This window comes from Cellulomonas fengjieae (assembly GCF_018388465.1).
GTDB lineage: Bacteria > Actinomycetota > Actinomycetes > Actinomycetales > Cellulomonadaceae > Cellulomonas > Cellulomonas fengjieae.
Map to the genome: position 1 here is coordinate 2,684,270 of NZ_CP074404.1, position 18,467 is coordinate 2,702,736.

Here is an 18,467-nt window from a genome sequence, read left to right on the forward strand (position 1 = left end):
GGTCAGGCTTTGTCCGCTACTGCGTGCGATCCTGGCGACATGTCCACGCCGGCCTCTCGTCTGCTCTCCCTCCTGTCGCTGCTGCAGGCCCGGCGTGACTGGCCGGGCGAGGCGCTCGCCGACCGCCTCGGGGTGAGCCCCCGCACGGTCCGGCGCGATGTCGACCGCCTGCGCGAGCTGGGTTACCCGGTGCACGCGACCAAGGGACCCGATGGCGGCTACCGGCTCGAGGCGGGCACGCAGATGCCACCGCTCCTGCTCGACGATGAGCAGGCCGTGGCGCTCGTCGTCGCCCTGCAGACCACGTCCAGCGGGGTGGCGGGGGTCGACGAGGCCGCCCTGCGCGCGCTCGCCACGCTCCGCCAGGTCATGCCCGCGCGGCTGCGCGCAGCGGCCGACGCCCTCCAGGTCACCGCCGTCGCCAGCGCAAGCCGCCATCCGGAGGTGGACCAGCACGTGCTGCTGACCGTCGGATCGGCCGTACGTGCTCGTGAGGTGCTGCGGTTCGACTACGTCGGCGGTGGCGACACCGGACCCCGCGGGCCCCGCCGGGCCGAGGCGCATCACCTGGTCACGTGGGGCGGGCGCTGGTACCTGGTCGGCTTCGACCTGGACCGCGCGGACTGGCGGACCTTCCGCGTCGACAAGATGACGCCCAAGACCGGATCCGGCCCGCGCTTCGCACCCCGAGAGCTCCCCGCCGCCGATGTCGCCGCCTTCGTGGCGCAGAGGTTCACCACGATCAACCCCTGGCCGTGCCGGGGCGAGGCGGAGGTCGACATGCCCGCGTCCGAGCTCGCCCGGTGGGCCGGCCCGGGCGCCCTGGTCGAGGCCCTCGGCGAGAACCGGTCGCGCGTCGCGCTGAGCGCCTGGTCCTGGGACGGGGTGGCCTCGACGTTCGCCATGTTCGGTGTGCCCCTGCGGGTGCTCGGCCCGCCCGAGCTGGTCGACGCGATGCACCGCCTGGCGGACCGCGCCACCGCCGCTGTGGACCGCTGACAGGCACCGCCGGACCGGACGCGCCGTCTGCGGGGGCGTCCGGGCCTGGCGCGGTGCGCGGGTGGCGGACCTCCGCGCACGGGCGTCAGGCGTCGGGACGGTGACCCTCGGGTGCGTTGACGGTGAGGCCACGGGTGTTGCGGAACACGTACCGCATCGGCTCGCGGCCGACGGGCTCGGCCAGCACACCACCACCGCGCCCGTCGGGCCTGCCCCGCTCACCGCGTCCGCGTTCGTTGGGCTCGCCCTGCTGACCAGCGCCACGCGCGGCGGGCTCGACCCGCTGACCACCGCCACGCGCGGCGGGTTCACCCCGCTCACCACCACCACGCGCGGCAGGCTCGCTCCACTCACCGCCGCCGTGCGCGTCGGGGGTGCTCTGCTCTCCGACGTCCCCACCGTCGCCGCGTGCCGCAGCCGCAGCCGCTGCCTCGGTGCGTTGTCGTCTGGTCCAGCCCGGGGGCTTTTCCTGGCGGTGGATGCTCAGGTGCAGTCGGTGGACCTCGCTGTGGTGGAACCGGCACAACAGGGCGGCATTGGCCACCGACGTCGGGCCGGCATCGCGGCCCCACCAGCGCACGTGGTGGACCTCGCAGCGGGAGGCGTGCTGTTCGCACCCGTTCCACACGCACTGCCCGTCCCGGGCGACCACCGCCCGGCGTTGCGCGGTGCTGAACAACCGCTTGGTGCGGCCCACGTCCAGGGGCAGGCCTTCGGCGGACATGACGATCCGGGTGAGGTCGGCCTGGCACAGCACCCGGGCCAGCTCGGACATCGCCACCGGGGTGCCGTCCTCCAACGTCGCCGGCGCCACCGTCCCCCACGGCAAGGTGATCGGCGGGGCCACCACGTCGGCCCCGGCCCGCTCGTGGGCGATCAGCTCCGCGACCGTCTCGGCCGGCACGAGCAACGACACGTGCGGACGACCCACGGTCCCGGACCCGCCAGCAGCACCGCCCGCGCCCGTCGCGCCGCCCCTCCCACCCACACCGGTACCCGCAGCCTCGCCCGCACCAACGCCAGCGCGCGCACCCACACCCGCACCGGCAGCTGCACCGGCACCAGCGCCGGCGCCTGCACCGGCAGGTGCCGTGGCGGACCGCTCCCCTGCGCCCGGGCCGGTTCCGGCGCAGGCCTTCTCCGCGAGCATGGTCAACGCGTCGGCGCTGGCTTGGGCTGGGGAGCGGGTGTGGTCGCCGAACTGGCCCATCGCGTCCAACGCCACCCGCAGGCTCTCTCCGGCGACCCGGTCCAGGCGGCCCTTGAGGAACACCCCGTCAGGTTGGGCGGACAGGGTGAAGAACCGTTCCCGGTACTGCCGGTCGTGCTCGCCCTGCACCCCGGCGGGGTCCTGGGTGGCCACGAACCGGGCCAACGCCCGGGCGAAGTCCGGCGCGGACCGGGTCCGGGCCATCGCCAGCACCGCCTGCTGGGTGTCCGGGGCACGCAGGACAGACGCGACCTGCGGGGACGCGGTCGCGGCGACCCGGGCGAGGGCATTCAGGTGCGGCAACGGCACCGACCCCTCCCGCACCCCCGCAGCCACCACCGGCATCGAGACCAACGCGTCGGCCTGACGCACCTGCCGGGTCGCCTCACCGATCCCCGCCCGGGAGACCCGGGCGTGCGCGGCCTCGAACGAGCGGTCCCCGGGGCGGCGCACGGTGTCCCCGGCCTGACGGTCGGCGACCAGCAGGTGCGCCCGCGCCTCGGCCAACGCAGCCTCACCGGCCCGCACCGCGGCCAACGCCTCAGCACGCTCCGCAGCGCTCCAGGCGGCGCTGGCCCGGGACACGGCAGCCAGATCGGCGGCGGCGTCGCGCACCCGCGCCGTCACCTCACCGACCCGCACCACCGTATCGAACATACGTGCGATTCTACTCGAACCGAACACCCGGATCAATGCTCTGACCTGCACAAACATATCCACAGGCAGCACCACCGAGCCGCCCACAGCCCGGGCCAGCCGGTCACGCCGACGTGACCTCCAGTGCCGGCCGCCGCGGGTCGTCCACGTGCACCACCACGTCGGCGACGCTGCCCGGCAGCACCTCCTCGTCGTACCGAGCGAAGGCCGCCAGCGCCCAGGCGTCCCCCGGCGCGGTCGTGCGAGCCAGCGTCGACGGCCGCACGGCCAGGTGCACCGTGAGGTCGGCGTCGAGCCAGCGCCCGAGCAGCAGGGCCCCGTCCAGGACGAGGACGGCGCGATCGGGTGCGTGCTCGACCGCCGCCCGGGTCGAGCGATCCGCCACGGCGTCCCAGAGCGTCGGTAGGTACCGACCGGTCTCAATGAAGGGGTCGAGCACCTCGCGCGCGAGCGCCCCCACGTCCAGCCGGTCCTCGAGATAGGCGTCCGGGTCCCGTCGCCCACGCTCATACCGGACGGACGCGGGCCGCACGAAGTCGTCGGCGTGGACGCGCACCACCGGGCGCCCGAGCCCGCGCAGCGGCTCGACGAGGGCGTCGGCGAGCGCGCCGGGTCGCGTCTGCGGTGCACCGTCGACGAGCACGCGCACTCTGCCCTCGTGCGCGTCGACCAGGCGCACGAGCCGGTCGACGAGCACGTCGGGGGTCACCGGCTGGATCAGGGGTGCCGGCCCTCCCCGTGGTCCTCGGCGCTCTGCTCGCGCTCGTCGATGACCTCCTGCCCCGGCCCGGAGAAATGCCGTGACCGCTCCACGGCGTCGATGCTGCCCGTGAACAGGCGTGCGTCCCGGTTCCCGGTGAACAGCGTCTGGGTGTCGTCCGGTGACCACGCCCTCGGGGCGGGAAGGGTCCGCGGCTGCGTGGCCTCCGGACGGGCACGCGGGGCCTCGGGCTTCGCCCCCTCCCAGCGCGTCTTGGGCAGGCCCTGCGGTGCCTCGCGCTGGAGCCAGCTCACCAGGCCTTCGCGCACGTAGCAGCGCAGGTCGAAGAGGGTCGGCGCGTCGACCGCGCTGGCCAGCGCGCGGATGCGGACGAGCCCGCCGACGGCGTCCGTGACCTGCAGGATGCCGACGCGACGGTCCCACAGGTCGGTGTCCTGCAGCAGGCGCGTCAGCTCCGTCCGCATGTCCTCGACCGGGATCTCCCAGTCGACGTCGAGCTCGACCGTGCCCAGCAGGTCGGCCGCACGGCGGGTCCAGTTCTCGAACGGCGTGGTCGTGAAGTACGTGGACGGCAGGATGAGCCGCCGGTCGTCCCAGATGTGCAGGACGATGTAGGTCAGCGTGATCTCCTCGATGCGACCCCACTGGTCGTCCACGATCACCACGTCGTCCACGCGGATCGCGTCGGTGAACGCGAGCTGCAGCCCGGCGAACACGTTGGCGAGCGAGCTCTGCGCCGCGAGACCGGCGACGATCGAGATGACACCCGCCGACGCCAGGAGGCTCGCTCCGACCGCTCGTGCGGAGGGGAAGGTCAGCAGGATCGCCGCGAGGGCGCACAGGACCAGGACCGCCACCGTGATGCGTCGGAGCACCTGGATCTGCGTGCGGACGCGGCGCGCGTGCCGGTTGTCGGCCACGTCGATCCGGTACCGCTGGAGGGCCGCGTCCTCGAGCACGAAGGCGAGGCTCCCGATGAGCCAGGTGATGGTGCAGATGAACGCGATCAGCAGGACGTGACCGACCGCGCGGGTCCACTCGGCCGTCTCCGTGCTCACCCGCAGGGCGATGCCGATCGCGACGACCAGCAGGACCGCACGCATCGGCTTGCGGGACCGCCGGGTGAGGTCCGCCGCGACCGCCGACCTGCGCGCGATCCGCCGGACCACCACGCCGATGAGCGTCGCCGTGACGAACGCGGCCACGACGGCCGCGAGCAGCGCGGCCACGGGGACCACGACCCCCTGGACGCCGTCCGAGACGGAGTCGTCGACGACGCCGGGGTTCAGGAGAGGCAGCACATCTCTCAGCGTAGGCACGCCCGGACATAGGTGCGCCCCGTCCCCTTGACGGGGACGGGGCGCCACGGAGAGGCGTCTCGCCGGCACGAGGCTTGGCGCACTCCCTGAACCCTCACGGGCGGTCCGGCTCTCGCCGCGACCCTCGGCACACAAGGCTTTACTTGCCACCGGCTGGTCGCTCCGGGCTTCCGGTGCGATCAGCTAGGACCTTTCTAGCACCGCCACGCGGGGGGCGCATCCTTTCCATGGAATTGTCTTCACTTGGCAAAGCGTCCAACCCCCTCCCCGCCACCGAGATCGGAGCAGACCGTGACCACGGCCCTCGTGCAGCGCCCGTTCGATCCCGCTCCGGCCCTCGCATCGATCGTCGCCCACGCCGTTCCCGGCGTGGAGACGGTGGACGGCAGCACCGTGCGGCGCGTCGTCCGGTTCGGCGGGGAGCCTGCGCTCGTCGAGGCGACGCTGCTGCCCGACCGCATCGAGCTGCGCGGTTCGGCCGGCACGCCGGAGGACCTCGTGGCCCTCGCGCACTCGTGGTTCGGCCTCGGCGACGACCTGGGCGCCGTGCACCACGCGTTCGAGGCCGACCCCGTCCTCGGGCCACTGGTGCGCGCACGCTCCCGCCTGCGGATCCTCGGGCACCCCGACGGCTTCGAGGCGGCGATGGCCACCGTGCTCGGGCAGCAGGTGTCGCTCGCCGCGGCACGGACGTTCGGGGGCCGGCTCGCCGCCGCCTACGGCACGCCCGGGCCGGGCGGGCTCATCGCGTACCCGACGCCGGACCGGCTCGCACGGGCCGACGCCGTGGAGCTGCAGAGCGTCGTCCGGATCACCCACGCCCGCGCCCGCACCCTGCATGCCGTGGCCGACGCCTGCGCCCGCGGGCTGACCCTGGCACCCGGTTCGCCCGACGCCCGCGCCCGGTTGCTCGAGCTGCCGGGGATCGGTCCCTGGACCGCCGACTACCTCGCCCTGCGCGTCCTCGGTGACCGCGACGCCATGCCCATGGGCGACCTGGTGCTCCGCCGCGCCCTCGCGGTCCGGACGGCGACGGAGGTCACCCGTCTGGCCGAGCAGTGGCGGCCGCTGCGCGCCTTCGCCGCCGTGCACCTCTGGACGGCCACCGCGTACGCGCTCTGAGCAGCCACGACGCGTTCCGGTGTCGGCCCGGTCACGATTCGGCCGTGTACGCCCGACCGCCGTCACGGTTGGGTCACGGCTACCCCGCGACGCTGCCCACGGCCCTACGGTCACCGCCATGACGCCGACGACGAGCCGCCCACGCAACGTCCGCACGCGTGCCGCCCGACTGGGGGTTGCGGGGATCATCGCGCTGAGCGCCCTGCTCAGCGCCTGCAGCGCCGGCGACGACGGCGCGAGCGCCGACATGCAGTCCGAAAGCCTCCCGGACTCCGGTGCCGTCGGTGCCGACGAGGGCGGCGGCGACCAGGGGGCGAGCGCCCAGGCGCCCGAGGGCTCCGTCGCGCCGGCCGCGAGCACGGCCGGCGCCAACCGCCAGGTGGTGCAGACGGGCGACGTCACGATGTCGGTCGAGGACCCGCGGTCGGCTGCGGACGCCATCGTGCGGCTCGCGGAGGACGCCGGGGGCAGGATCGACGACCGCGTCGAGCAGGCACAGACCGAGACCGAGATCGCCACTGCGCAGCTGACGCTCCGGCTCCCCGCAGCGACCGTCTCCTCGACACTCGTCGCGCTGCGCGACCTCGGCGACGTCGAGAAGGTGAACCTGGCGAAGAAGGACGTGACCGAGGCCGCGCAGGACCTCGACGCCCGCATCCACGCCATGGAGCTCTCGGTGAGCCGCATGACGGCCCTGCTGGCCACGGCGACGACGCACGACGACATCGTCGCCGCGGAGGACGCCCTCACGCAGCGGGAGACCGCCCTGGAGCAGCTACGGTCCCAGCGGGCGGGCATCGCCGAGCAGGTCTCCCTGTCGACGATCCGGGTCGCCCTCGTCGGGCCGGACCTGCCGCCGTACGTCGAGCCGGCGGCCCCGCCCACCGGCCCGCAGTCGTTCGTCGAGGGTCTGGTCACCGGCTGGGGCTCGCTGGTCGACGTGGTCTCGGGGGGCGCCATCGTGCTGGGCGTCCTCCTGCCGTGGCTCGCGTTCGGGGGGGCCGTCGGGGCCCTGGCCCTGGCGGGGGTGCGCTGGGTCCGCCGCCGGCGCGGACGGACGGTCGTGCACCCGCTCGCGGCCGGACCGGTGGTGGAGCCGACCCAGCCGCACTGACCCACGCGCTGACGATCGCGTATCTGCGCGCGGGGGCCACCCCTCCTCGTCTAGGTGGTGGTTCCCCGCGCGACCGTGCGCCCTCCGGGCATCGTCGGACGTGACCTCGAGCTGCAGCGGGTCGAGGCGTTCGCCGCCGAGGTGGGCGCGCCGGCCCGCTCCCTCGTCCTGGTCGGCGAGGCGGGGATCGGCAAGACGACGCTGTGGGAGCACGGGGTCGCGCGCTGCCGGGCCGCGCACGCGCAGGTGCTCGTCACGCGCCCGAGCGAGGACGACAGGGACAGCCCCGCGCAGGGCCTGCACGACCTCTTCGACCGGCACCCGGCGTACCCCGACCTGGCCCGGGTCCGGCCGGTCGTCGAGCGGTCGCGATGGGTGCTCGACCAGCTGCGGACGCTCGCGGCCCACGGCCCCGTGGTGGTTGCGGTGGACGACCTGCCGTGGCTCGACGACATCACGCGGCGGACGCTGCGCTTCGCCCTGCGCCGGCTCGGCGACGAGCCCGTGAGCCTCCTGGCGACGGCTCGGACCTGGAGCCCCGAGCGGCTCGCGGCTCCGGCGCCTGGCCTCGACGGCGTCGAGCTGCTCGACCTCCCCCGCCTGGAGGCGGGCAGCCTGCGCCGCATCGTCACCGCCGCGGCGCCCACGCTGAGCCTCCCCGTGGCCGCGCAGGTCGGGGACCTGGCGCACGGCAACCCGTTCTTCGCGCTCGAGCTCGCCCGCGCCTATCGGCTCGGCACCACCGTCACGCCCGACGGCTCGCCGCTGGCCGTGCTGGGCCACCGCGTCGCGCGGCTGCCGGCAGGCACCCTGCGCCTGGTGCGGCTGCTCGCGCTCGCGGGTCCGTCACCCCTGCGGGTCCTGGCCGCGGCGGGCGACCTCGACAACATCGACGACGCCGTCCGGCCGGGGCTCGAGGCCGACGTCGTGGCCCTCGAACGCGACGACGTCCTGCGGTTCACGCACCCCCTGATCGCGACCGCGGTGCTCGCCGGCATGCACGCGCTCGACCGCCGCGCGCTGCACGCGGCCCTGGCGCGAGCGGTCACCGAGCCCGACGCCAGGGCGGTGCACCTGGCGGGCGCGGCGGAGGGCGTCGACGCCGCCGCCGCGGACGAGATCGAGGCCGCCGCCCTGCGCCTGGCGCGCCGGGGTGCGCCCCGCGTGGCCGCCGACCTGCTCGCCGACAGCGTGCGCCTGACCGCACCGGGCGATGCCGAGGCGTGTGTCCGGCGGACCGTCGCCGAGATGATGCAGCGCGCCACGGCCGGCGACCTGCCGACCGCGGTCGGGATCGCGGACGCGCTCCTGGCCCGGCTCGATCCCGGACCGCTGCGTGCCGCCGTGGTCACCGGCCGCGTGGTGCTCGAGTTCACGAACGCGGAGGCCATCCTGCGCGCGGCGCTGGACGACGTGCCCGGCGACGAATCCGACGACACCGCGCGGCTGCGCGGCCGGCTGCTCGCCCTGCTCGGCTGGCTCCTGGCCATCCACCTCGGCCGCGTCGAGGAAGGGCTGGGGCACGCGCAGGCCGCGCTCGACATCGGCAGGTCGCTCGACGACGCGGTCCTCGTCGCGCAGGCGGCCTCGGCCGTGTCGACCGCCTCACTGCTGCTCGGCCGCCCGGCGGACGGGCTGATCGACGAGGCCGTGGCCCGCGGCGCGGAGGTCGTCCAGTCCCAGCTCGCGCTGTGGCCGCGGGTCCTGCGCGGCCGCCAGCAGCTGTGGGACGGGTACCTCGGTCCCGCGCGCGCCGACCTCGAGCAGATGCACCGCACGGCGATGAGCAACGGCGCCGAGTTCCAGCGCTCGTACCGGCTGTCGGACCTCGCGCTGGTGGCGCTGGCCGCGGGCGACCTGGCGTCCGCGGCACAGCACGTCGAGGACGGCACCGAGGCGGCGCTGGACTGCGGCGACGAGCGTGCGATGGCCTGGCTGGCGTATCCGGCCGGACTGCTCGCGGCGCTTCGCGGGTGCGACACGGCCAGGGCGCACGCCGACCGGCTGGACTCCTGGGCCGGGCGCGTGGGTGAACGACCCCGGCACGCCATGGCGGGGCACGTCCGCGGCGTGCTGGCGACCGCACACGGCCGCTGGTCGGACGCACTGGAGGAGCTGCTGCGCGCCCTGTCCGCCCTCGATTCCCTGGGTTACGCGCACCCGGGGGCCGTCCCGGTGCTGCCGCAGGCGATCCACGCGGCCTGCCAGGCGGGCGACGCCGACAGCGTGGAGCACCTGCGGGACCGGCTGCACCGGCAGAGCGCCGCTCTCCGGTCGCCGTGGGCCGACGCCGGCCTCCTGGCGGCGACGGGGCAGCTCATGCTGCTGCGCGACGACCCGGCCTCGCTCGACACCCTCGGCCGGGCGCACGACCGCCTGGCCGACCTCGGCTACCGCCTCGACGCCGCACGCGTCGGCGCGTTCGTGCTGGCTGCCGCACTGCGGACCGGCCGGCGCCAGGTGGTCCGTGACCTGGGCGGACGCTGCCTCGCGACGTTCGAGGCGGCCGGGGTGCGCGGGTGGGACGACGTGGTGCGCGCACACCTCGACCGGGTGCGCGGGGCGTCGGACGACGGGCTGACCCCGACGGAGGCGGAGATCGCCGCTCTCGTCGCAGACGGGCTGCGCAACCGTGAGATCGCGGTGCGGATGTTCGTCAGCGAGTCGACGGTCGAGGCCCACCTGACCCGGACCTACCGCAAGCTCGGCCTGCGCAACCGTGCCGAGCTCTCCCGCCGCGTGGAACGTTCTGGGGTGTCCGCAGGGGTTTCCCCGCTGTAGCGGTGCACCCCTGCCGACCTACGTTCGCCGGGTCGGGCCGAGAGCCGGTCCGCCAGCAGAGCAGGGGGAAACGATCATGACCATCCTCACCGACCTCGCCGACGAGCTCGAGACCTACCCGCGCGACTTCCTGGACGTCCAGATCGTCCAGGTCGACCCGCCCGGCAACGCGCTCAACGCCGGCGAGAACGCCAGGTTCCGCATCCAGGTGGCCAACTCCGGCCCGGTGGACGCCAACCAGCTCAGCCTGCTCGTCGAGGGGCTGAACGGCACGCTCGTCGCCAGCAACGGCGTCAACCGCGACCTGCAGGACGCGTTCACCATCTCGGGTGCGTTCTTCGGCGACGTGCCCGCCCACTCGGCGACGACGCCCCGGGTCTCGCCCGGCGACCCGTTCGAGTTCCGGGCGTCGACGAGCTCCACGAGCGTGCGCGACCTCGTGCGTGTCTCGGTGGCGGGCTGGGAGACCACGTTCAACCATCTGACCTCGGGGCACACCCGCGAGGACGCGGAGGCGAACGACGTCTACAGCTCGACGGTCTCGCCCGCGTGAGCTCGTAGGCCCGTCGCGGCCCCGGCCGCGGCGGGCCTCAGCGCTGCCCGGGTGCGGCGTCCGTGGGGGACGGCGCCCAGCGCTCGGTCGGCATGAGGATCCACAGGATCGGGTAGATGATCAGCTGGCTGCCCGGCAGGACCAGCAGGCCGAGCACGAACAGCAGGCGTGCGGGCAGCGGGTTGATACCGAACCGGCGGCCCAGACCGGCGCACACACCGGCCAGGATCCGGCCCTCGACCGGACGGACGAGGCCTTGCCGAGCCATGCCGTCGTGGATGGCGCCCATGGTGCTCTCCTCTCGCGCCGGCCACGGCGGCCGGCGCGACCAGCATCCCGCGCGGACGGCGCCCGGCACATCGGTGATCGCCCGGAGCGCGACCCGGAGTCCCCCCTGAGCCCGTCACTTGCCCGGCTTGCCCGGTCCCTTGTCCTTCTTCGGGGGGCCGCCGGGGCCGCCGTCCTCGTCCCGTTCTTGGGCCTGTGCCGCTGCCGCTTCGGCCGCCGCCCGCTCGGCCGCGGCCTGCTCGGCGGCAGCCGCCTGCTCGGCTGCGGCCTGTTCGGCCGCGGCCGCCTGCTCGGCTGCGGCCTGTTCGGCCGCGGCCGCCTGGGCCGCCAGCTCCGCCTGCTGAGCCGCCGCCTTCGCCGCAGCGAGCTCGGCCGCGACGCGGTCCAGCGCGGCGTCGATCTCGCGGTAGCGCGTCGTGGACACCTCCTGCGCGTCGGCCCCTTCGGCGAGCGCGCTCCGGATGTCCTGCAGCAAGGCCTCGGCGTCGTCCCAGCGGGCCTCGCCCGCGGCCTGCGTCACCGCCAGCACCGAACCCTGCAGCGCCTCGGCCCGGTCCTCGGCGAGCTCCGGCCGGGCGGCGCAGCCCGCGCAGACGAGGGCCGTGGCCAGCAGCGCCGCCGTCCAGCCGACGAGGCGCCTCACGGTGCGACGCTCTCTTGCAGCTGGATCAGGGACTCGCCCAGCGTGCCCTCGACCGCGGGGTACGACGGCGGTTCCGGCGGGGCGCCGCCACCCGCGGCGACCTGCCCGACGAGCAGGGCACCGACGGCCAGCAGCACCGCGGCACCGGTGACGAGCCCGACGCGGGCGGACCGCACGCGGCGCCACCGGGTCGCGCTCGCGGGCTCCGGGCCGACAGCCGGGCCGACGGCGAGGGGGACGGTCGGCAGCGCGAGCGTCGCCCCGGACGGGGCGTCGAGGATCGCCGCCAGGTCCTGGGCGACGTCACCCGCGCTCGGCCTGTCCTCGGGCGCCAGGCGCGTCATCCGGGACAGCAGGTCACCGAGCCGTGGGTCCAGGTCGTCGGGGATGGCCGGGGACGAGACGAGCCGCGCCGAGGTGACCTCGGCCATCGTGCCCGAGAACGCCGGACGGCCCGTCGCGCACTCCAGGAGGACGAGGCCGAGCCCGTAGACGTCGCTCGCGGGTGCAAGCGGGCCACCGGTGGCCTGCTCCGGACTCAGGTAGCTCATGGTGCCGAGCGTCATGCCGGTCATCGTGAGCCGGGCGGCACCCGCCAGCCGGGCGATGCCGAAGTCGGCCAGCTTCACGACCGGCCTCGCGCCGCGGCCTCCGTCGAGTGCGTCGGCGCGCGTCAGCAGGATGTTCGCCGGCTTGATGTCGCGGTGGATGATGCCGCGCGCGTGGACGACCGCGAGCGCCTCGGCGACGTCCCGGCCGACCAGGGCGGCCTGCTCGGCACCGAGCGCGCCGCCGCGGAGCCGCTCGGCCAGTGTGGACCCCTCCACCAGCTCCATGACGAGGTAGACCTGCTGCGAGCCGTCGGCGCCGTGCACCGTCCCGGCGTCGTGCAGGGTGACCAGGGCGGGGTGGCTGAGGGTGGCGAGCACGCTGATCTCGGCCCGGTTGCGCGCCAGGTCGTCGGCGCCGTCGTGCACGGCGGGAAAGACCTTGACGGCCACGTCACGGCCGAGCAGGAGGTCGTGCGCGCGGTGCACGGTGGCCATGCCGCCGCGGCCGAGGACCGCCTCGAGCCGGTACCGCTCGCCCAGGACCCGCGGCTCCTGCGAGGCCGCCGTGTCCGGGCGGGGCGCGCCCGCGTGTTCCAGCATGGGCACCGACCGTAGGCGCACCCGCGCACACCCGCACGCGGGCGCCGGGCGAATTCGCGGGCACCGGGCCCGACGACGGTGCCACACTGCGGCGATGACGCTTCCCGACCCCCTGTCCTTCAGCGCGGCCTGGGTGGCCGCGTGGAACGCCCACGACGTCGAGGCCGTCCTGGCCCACTTCCACGAGGACGTCGTGTTCACGTCGCCGACGGCCGCGCGCCTGGTCCCGGGCAGCGACGGCGTGGTCCGCGGGAAGGCCGAGCTGCGCCGCTACTGGACCGAGGGCCTGCGCCTGCTCCCGGGGCTGCACTTCACCGTGGAACGGGTGTTCGCGGGGATCGACGTGCTGGTCATCGGGTACCGCAACCAGTCCGGCGGGCTGGTCGACGAGGTCCTCCGGTTCGCGGACGGGCTCGTCGTCGAGGGGCACGGTACGTACCTGGTCGCGGACGACTGAGCGGTAAGCGCGTTCCCTGAAAGGTTTCACCGCCTAGTTGCGCAACTCCGCCGTCCCTAGCGTCACCACGGGGCTCAGCCGTTCCCCTCGACGACGACGTCGGCCGCACCGCGCTGGAGGCACACCGATGACTCATCCCCGCAGGACCGTCCCGTGGCTCATGGCGGCCACCCTCGCCACCGGGGTCGGGGTGGCGGTCGCTCAGCCGGCGACCGCCGCGGCCGGCTGCCGGGTGGACTACACGGTCACCAACCAGTGGACCGAAGGATTCGGCGCGGACGTGCGGATCACCAACGTCGGTGACCCCGTCAGCACGTGGTCGCTCACGTGGTCGTTCGGTGCCGGGCAGACCATCACCCAGGCGTGGAACGCGGCCACCTCGCAGAGCGGTGCGCAGGTGACCGCTAGGAACGTGTCGTACAACGGCGCGATCCCCACGGGAGGCAGCACGTCGTTCGGCTTCAACGGAGGCTGGTCCGGGAGCAACCCTGTCCCGACGTCGTTCGCGCTGAACGGCACCACCTGCACCGGCACGACCACCCCACCGGTGGACCCCACCACTCCCCCGGTCGACCCCACCACGCCGCCCGTCGACCCGACCACACCGCCCGTCGAGCCGCCCGCCGGCGCGTGGCAGGCCGAGAGGCTCGACCGCGGCCTGATCAGCGTGCGGTCCGGCAGCAACAACCTGGTCCAGTGGCGCCTCCTGGGCACGGAGGCGGCCGGCACCGGCTTCACCGTCTACCGGGACGGCACCAGGATCGCCGGCCCGATCACGAACTCGACCAACTACCTGGACACCGGCGCCGCCGCGGGGGCCCGGTACACCGTGCGGGCCGTCGTGAACGGGTCGGAGCAGGCGGCGTCGGCGAGCTCGCTGACGTTCGGCAACGGCTACCTCGACGTGCCGATCCAGCGACCCAGCGCGGACCACGTCGCCAACGACGGCAGCGTCGGCGACCTGGACGGGGACGGCCAGCTCGAGATCGTCCTGAAGTGGGACCCGACCAACGCCAAGGACAACTCCCAGGCGGGCGTCACGGGCAACGTGTTCGTCGACGCCTACGAGCTCGACGGCACCCGGCTGTGGCGCATCGACCTGGGCCGCAACATCCGCGCGGGTGCGCACTACACCCAGTTCCAGGTCTACGACTACGACGGTGACGGCAAGGCCGAGGTCGCCATGAAGACGGCCGACGGCACCCGCTCGGGCACCGGGCAGGTGATCGGCAACGCCGGTGCCGACCACCGCAACTCCGACGGGTACGTGCTGTCGGGTCCGGAGTACTTCACGGTGTTCTCCGGTCCGACCGGTGCCGTGGGGGCGACGACGAGCTACGTCCCCGCGCGCGGGACGGTGTCCAGCTGGGGTGACGGCTACGGCAACCGCGTCGACCGGTTCCTGGCCGGCACCGCCTACCTGGACGGGCAGCGGCCGTCGATCATCATGGCCCGCGGCTACTACACCCGCGCCGTGGTCGTGGCGTGGGACTACCGCAACGGTCAGCTCACCCGCCGCTGGACCTTCGACTCCAACGACTCCGGCAACAGCACGTACGCGGGCCAGGGGAACCACTCCCTGTCGGTCGCGGACGTCGACCAGGACGGCAGGCAGGAGATCCTCTACGGCGCCGCCGCCATCGACGACAACGGCCGCGGCCTGTGGAACGCGCGCACGGGTCATGGCGACGCCGGCCACGTCGGTGACCTCATCCCGAGCCGCCCCGGCCTCGAGTACTACAAGGTGATGGAGAGCGCCGGCCAGCCGGCGTCCTGGATGGCCGACGCCCGCACCGGCCAGCTCCTGTGGAGCACGCCGGCGGCCGGTGACAACGGCCGCGGGGTGTCGAGCGACATCTGGTCGGGCAGCCCCGGCGCGGAGTCGTGGTCGTCCGCGGACTCCCAGCTGCGCAACACGGCGGGCCAGACGGTCGCCCGCAAGCCCAGCTCGGCCAACTTCCTGGCCTGGTGGGACGGCGACACCTCCCGCGAGCTGCTCGACGGGACCCGCATCGACAAGTACGGCACCGGCGGCGACACCCGGCTGCTGACCGGCGCCGGGGTCCGGTCGAACAACGGCACCAAGTCCACGCCGGTGCTCTCGGGCGACCTGTGGGGCGACTGGCGCGAGGAGGTCATCTGGGCCAAGTCCGACGAGTCGGGGCTGCGGATCTACGCGACGCCGACGCCGACGACCACGCGGCTGTGGACCCTGCTGCACGACCAGACCTACCGGGTGGCGATCGCCTGGCAGAACACGGCGTACAACCAGCCGCCGCACCCCGGTTTCTTCCTGGGCACGCCGTTCACGATGCCGGCGCAGCCGGTCATCTCGACGCCCTGATCTACGCTGCCGGTCGGACCCCCACCACACGGGTGACGGTCCGACCGGCAGCTTCTGGAGACGCGTGACCAGCGAGACGACCCTGCGCTACGACAGCCCGGCGACGGCATGGACGGACGCCCTCCCGCTGGGCAACGGGCGGATCGGCACGATGGTCTTCGGTGGCGTGGCGCGCGAGCGGTTGCAGGTCAACGACGACACCTGCTGGTCGGGTGCGCCGCGCGCCCGGTCGGCGCCGGACGGGCCGGCGGCGCTGGCCGCCGCACGCGACGCGCTCGACCGGGACGACGTCCGCGAGGCGGAGCGGCAGGTGCAGCGACTCCAGGGCGGCTTCGTGCAGGCCTACCAGCCGCTGGTCGACCTGTGGCTGGACCAGCCCGACGCCACCGCCGACGGCTACTCCCGGTGGCTCCGCCTCGACGAGGCCGTCGCCGGGCAGTCGTGGAGCGGGGGGACGCAGGAGGCGTTCGTCAGCCGTCCGGCGGGCGTCCTGGTGGTGCACCGCACCTGGAGCGCGGGCCCCGGTGCGCTCGACGTACGCATCACCTCGGAGCACCCGCTCGACGGCGCCGCAGGCGAGCACGGCCGCTGGTCCGCGACCCTGCGCCTGCCGTCGGACGCGCCGCCGGACTACGTCGCGGGCACGCGGCTGGCCCGCGACCCGCGCCCGGGTACGAGCCTGACGGCGGCGGTCGCCCTCGAGGTGCGCACCGATGGCGTCGTCACCGCCGGACCGGACGGGCCGCGGCTGCGGGACGCGACCTGGGTGACGCTGGTGCTGGCCAGCGCGACCGACTACGTCGACGCCACGACCCCGCCGCACGGCGACGCCTACCTGCTGCGCGCGACGGCGGCCGCGTCGGTCGCGGCCGCCGCGGCCCGGGAGGTGTCCAGCCTGCGCGACGAGCACGTCGCCGACCACGCGCGGCTCTTCGACCGCGTCACCCTGGACCTCGGCACGTCGGACACCGCCGGGACCCCCACCGACCAGCGGCTGGCCGGTCCGCCCGACCCCGGGCTCGCCGCGCTCGCGTTCCACTACGGGCGGTACCTGATGATCGCCGGGTCCCGCCCGGGGACGCTGCCGCTCACGCTCCAGGGCATCTGGAACGAGGCCGTCCGGCCGCCGTGGTCGTCCAACTACACGATCAACATCAACACGCAGATGAACTACTGGCCCGTCCTGAGCGCCAACCTCGCGGAGTGCCACGAGCCGCTGGTGCGCTGGATGGGAGAGCTGGCCGTGGCGGGCAGCCGCACCGCGACGGAGCTGTACGGCCTGCGCGGCTGGACCGCGCACCACAACTCCGACGCGTGGGCGTTCGCCGAGCCCGTGGGGGACGGCGCGAGCGACCCGGCCTGGAGCTTCTGGCCGCTCGGCGGTGCCTGGCTCGCGCGACACCTGGTCGACCAGCACGACTTCACCGGTGAGGCGCTGAGCGCGCGGGACCGGGCAGTGCTGGTCGGCGCCGCGCGGTTCGTCCTCGACTGGCTGGTGGAGCTCCCGGACGGGTCTCTGGGCACGCGCCCGGCCACCTCCCCGGAGAACTCGTTCATCGCGCCCGACGGCGCACCTGCCGCGCTGAGCACGTCCACCACGGCGGACCTGGCGATCGTCCGCGACCTGCTCGAGAACGTCCTGCGGCTGGACGGCACGGACGCCGAGGAGATCACGAGCGCTCTCGCGCGGCTGCCCGGGGAACGGGTGACCGCCGACGGGCGGCTCGCGGAGTGGCGCGACGACGTGCCCGAGGCCGAGCCCGAGCACCGGCACCAGAGCCACCTGTTCCGCGTCCACCCCGGCACGTCGGTCGACCCCGACCAGGAACCCGCGCTGGCCCGCGCCGCGCTCGCCACCCTGGACGCGCGCGGCCCCGAGTCCACCGGGTGGTCGCTGGCGTGGCGGCTCAACCTGCGTGCCCGGCTGCGCGATGCCGCGGGGGCGCAGGCCATGGTCGACGCGTTCCTGCGGCCGGTCGACGAGCACGCGCACGGCGGCGGGGTGTACCGGAACCTGTTCTGCGCCCATCCCCCGTTCCAGATCGACGGGAACTTCGGCCTCACGGCCGGCGTCGTCGAGCTCCTGCTGCAGTCGCACCGCACCGTCGACGGTGTGCGCGAGCTCCAGCTGCTGCCGACCCTGCCGCCGGCGTGGCCGTCCGGGTCGGTGCGCGGTCTGCGTGCCCGCGGCGGTGTGACGGTCGACCTCACGTGGGACGAGGGCGTGCTCGTCGCCGCGCGGCTCGTCGCCGACCGGGACGTCCCGGTCCTGCTTCGAGCCGGCGGCACGACCGAGCGCGTCCACCTCCGCGCCGGTGAGGCGTGGTCGCTCACCCGCTGACGGCGGTGGGCACGGGCGCACCGGCCGACACGGCCACCGTCCGCCGCACGAGGTCCTGGTCCTGGACGGCTTGGGCGAGGACCCAGCCGACCTGCGCACGGGACACCCGCATGCTCGCGACCTGCCCGTCGGTCGCCGTGGCCGGCGGACCCGACCAGGGCTCGTCGGTGAGGTTGACGGGCTGCACCTCGACCCAGTCCAGCCCGCTGGCCCGCAGCTCGGCACCCTGCCGCTCGGTGTCGGCGATCTGCGGGCGCAGCAGCAGCCCGAACATGAGCCGCGTGGCCAGCGGCAGCCCCTGGCTGCTGGGGCCGGTGCCGTAGGACGTCTGCACCACCACGCGCCGCACGCCGTGGCGGCGCATGGCCGCCAGCACCGTCCGCGTGCCCCGCGAACGGATGTCGAGCGGGGTGCCCGACGGCCCGCGCAGGCGCACCCGGACGGCGCTCTCGCTGATGCCGAGCGCGACCACCACCGCGTCCTGCCCCTGGACGAGCGCGTCCACCAGTGCGGCGTCCGTCGCGTCTCCGTCGACGCCGCGGACGTCGGGCAACGTGGACGCATGCCGCGACAGCGCGGTGACGTCGTGCCCGCGCGCGACCAGCTCGGCGACGGCGGCACGGCCGGAGCCGCCCGTCGCCCCGACGACGAGAACCTTCATGATCTGTCTCCCTCTGTGCTGCACCGGGGTTGGTGTGGTCCCAGCCCATCAGCGGGAGCGGTGGACGGTCTATGATGCAGCGTCGCGGTTTCATGGCAGATCATCC

Annotated in this window: 15 protein-coding genes; 8 read left to right on the plus strand and 7 right to left on the minus strand. The window is 74.7% G+C overall.

The genetic code is table 11. The annotated features are described in order from the left end of the window. The first annotated feature begins 39 nt into the window (after positions 1-39). Entirely contained in the window at positions 40-999 is a 960-nt protein-coding gene (locus KG102_RS12350) for a helix-turn-helix transcriptional regulator (protein ID WP_208288592.1), read from the plus strand. Between the two features lie 85 nt (positions 1,000-1,084). Here the strand turns inward: KG102_RS12350 and KG102_RS12355 are convergent, their stop codons facing one another. Genes KG102_RS12355 through KG102_RS12365 form a run of 3 tightly spaced genes read right to left on the minus strand, consistent with a single transcriptional unit; the run spans position 1,085 to position 4,888 of the window. Further along, on the minus strand, positions 1,085-2,923 hold the full coding sequence (locus tag KG102_RS12355) for an HNH endonuclease signature motif containing protein (RefSeq protein WP_213362995.1): 1,839 nt from the start codon (positions 2,921-2,923) through the stop codon (positions 1,085-1,087). A gap of 46 nt (positions 2,924-2,969) precedes the next feature. Next, positions 2,970-3,575 (minus strand): nucleoside/nucleotide kinase family protein, encoded by a 606-nt coding sequence (locus KG102_RS12360; protein ID WP_249667303.1) that lies wholly within the window; start codon positions 3,573-3,575, stop codon positions 2,970-2,972. Positions 3,576-3,583: 8 nt separating this feature from the next. Then, positions 3,584-4,888 carry a mechanosensitive ion channel family protein gene (locus KG102_RS12365; protein WP_249667305.1) on the minus strand — a complete coding sequence of 435 codons (1,305 nt, stop codon included), beginning with the start codon at positions 4,886-4,888 and terminating at the stop codon, positions 3,584-3,586. Positions 4,889-5,197: 309 nt separating this feature from the next. On the opposite strand from KG102_RS12365, the gene KG102_RS12370 reads away from it, so the two are divergent. The 4 genes from KG102_RS12370 (at position 5,198) to KG102_RS12385 (ending at position 10,476) form a co-directional block, all read left to right on the plus strand. After that, positions 5,198-6,028 (plus strand): DNA-3-methyladenine glycosylase family protein, encoded by an 831-nt coding sequence (locus KG102_RS12370; protein ID WP_208288588.1) that lies wholly within the window; start codon positions 5,198-5,200, stop codon positions 6,026-6,028. A gap of 118 nt (positions 6,029-6,146) precedes the next feature. Next, on the plus strand, positions 6,147-7,142 hold the full coding sequence (locus KG102_RS12375; protein WP_208288587.1) for a DUF4349 domain-containing protein: 996 nt from the start codon (positions 6,147-6,149) through the stop codon (positions 7,140-7,142). A gap of 54 nt (positions 7,143-7,196) precedes the next feature. Continuing rightward, complete coding sequence (locus tag KG102_RS12380; RefSeq protein WP_208288585.1) at positions 7,197-9,923, plus strand: helix-turn-helix transcriptional regulator; 2,727 nt, start codon at positions 7,197-7,199, stop codon at positions 9,921-9,923. A 76-nt stretch (positions 9,924-9,999) separates the two neighbouring features. Further along, on the plus strand, positions 10,000-10,476 hold the full coding sequence (locus KG102_RS12385; RefSeq protein ID WP_208211842.1) for a hypothetical protein: 477 nt from the start codon (positions 10,000-10,002) through the stop codon (positions 10,474-10,476). 37 nt (positions 10,477-10,513) lie between these two features. Here the strand turns inward: KG102_RS12385 and KG102_RS12390 are convergent, their stop codons facing one another. The 3 genes from KG102_RS12390 to KG102_RS12400 all read right to left on the minus strand — a co-directional run bounded on the left by KG102_RS12390 (position 10,514) and on the right by KG102_RS12400 (position 12,558). Then, entirely contained in the window at positions 10,514-10,765 is a 252-nt protein-coding gene (locus KG102_RS12390; RefSeq protein ID WP_208211844.1) for a PspC domain-containing protein, read from the minus strand. Positions 10,766-10,879: 114 nt separating this feature from the next. After that, the gene (locus KG102_RS12395; protein ID WP_208288583.1) at positions 10,880-11,407 is read right to left on the minus strand and encodes a hypothetical protein; all 528 of its coding nucleotides are present in this window, start codon (positions 11,405-11,407) and stop codon (positions 10,880-10,882) included. Then, positions 11,404-12,558 carry a serine/threonine-protein kinase gene (locus tag KG102_RS12400; protein ID WP_208288581.1) on the minus strand — a complete coding sequence of 385 codons (1,155 nt, stop codon included), beginning with the start codon at positions 12,556-12,558 and terminating at the stop codon, positions 11,404-11,406. Before KG102_RS12400 ends, KG102_RS12395 begins: the two co-directional genes overlap by 4 nt. Before the next feature lie 94 nt (positions 12,559-12,652). Here KG102_RS12400 and KG102_RS12405 point away from each other — a divergent pair, with 94 nt between their 5' ends. The 3 genes from KG102_RS12405 (at position 12,653) to KG102_RS12415 (ending at position 17,700) form a co-directional block, all read left to right on the plus strand. Then, positions 12,653-13,015, plus strand: a complete 363-nt coding sequence (locus KG102_RS12405) for a nuclear transport factor 2 family protein (protein ID WP_208288579.1) — start codon at positions 12,653-12,655, stop codon at positions 13,013-13,015. Positions 13,016-13,142: 127 nt separating this feature from the next. Further along, positions 13,143-15,359, plus strand: coding sequence for a rhamnogalacturonan lyase family protein (locus tag KG102_RS12410; protein WP_208288577.1), 2,217 nt, complete (start codon positions 13,143-13,145; stop codon positions 15,357-15,359). A 64-nt stretch (positions 15,360-15,423) separates the two neighbouring features. Then, positions 15,424-17,700 carry a glycoside hydrolase family 95 protein gene (locus KG102_RS12415; RefSeq protein WP_208288575.1) on the plus strand — a complete coding sequence of 759 codons (2,277 nt, stop codon included), beginning with the start codon at positions 15,424-15,426 and terminating at the stop codon, positions 17,698-17,700. On the opposite strand, the gene KG102_RS12420 is transcribed toward KG102_RS12415, so the two are convergent. Continuing rightward, positions 17,690-18,361, minus strand: coding sequence for an NAD(P)-dependent oxidoreductase (locus KG102_RS12420; RefSeq protein ID WP_208288573.1), 672 nt, complete (start codon positions 18,359-18,361; stop codon positions 17,690-17,692). The two genes, KG102_RS12415 and KG102_RS12420, sit on opposite strands and share 11 nt — an antisense overlap. Positions 18,362-18,467 lie beyond the last annotated feature (106 nt).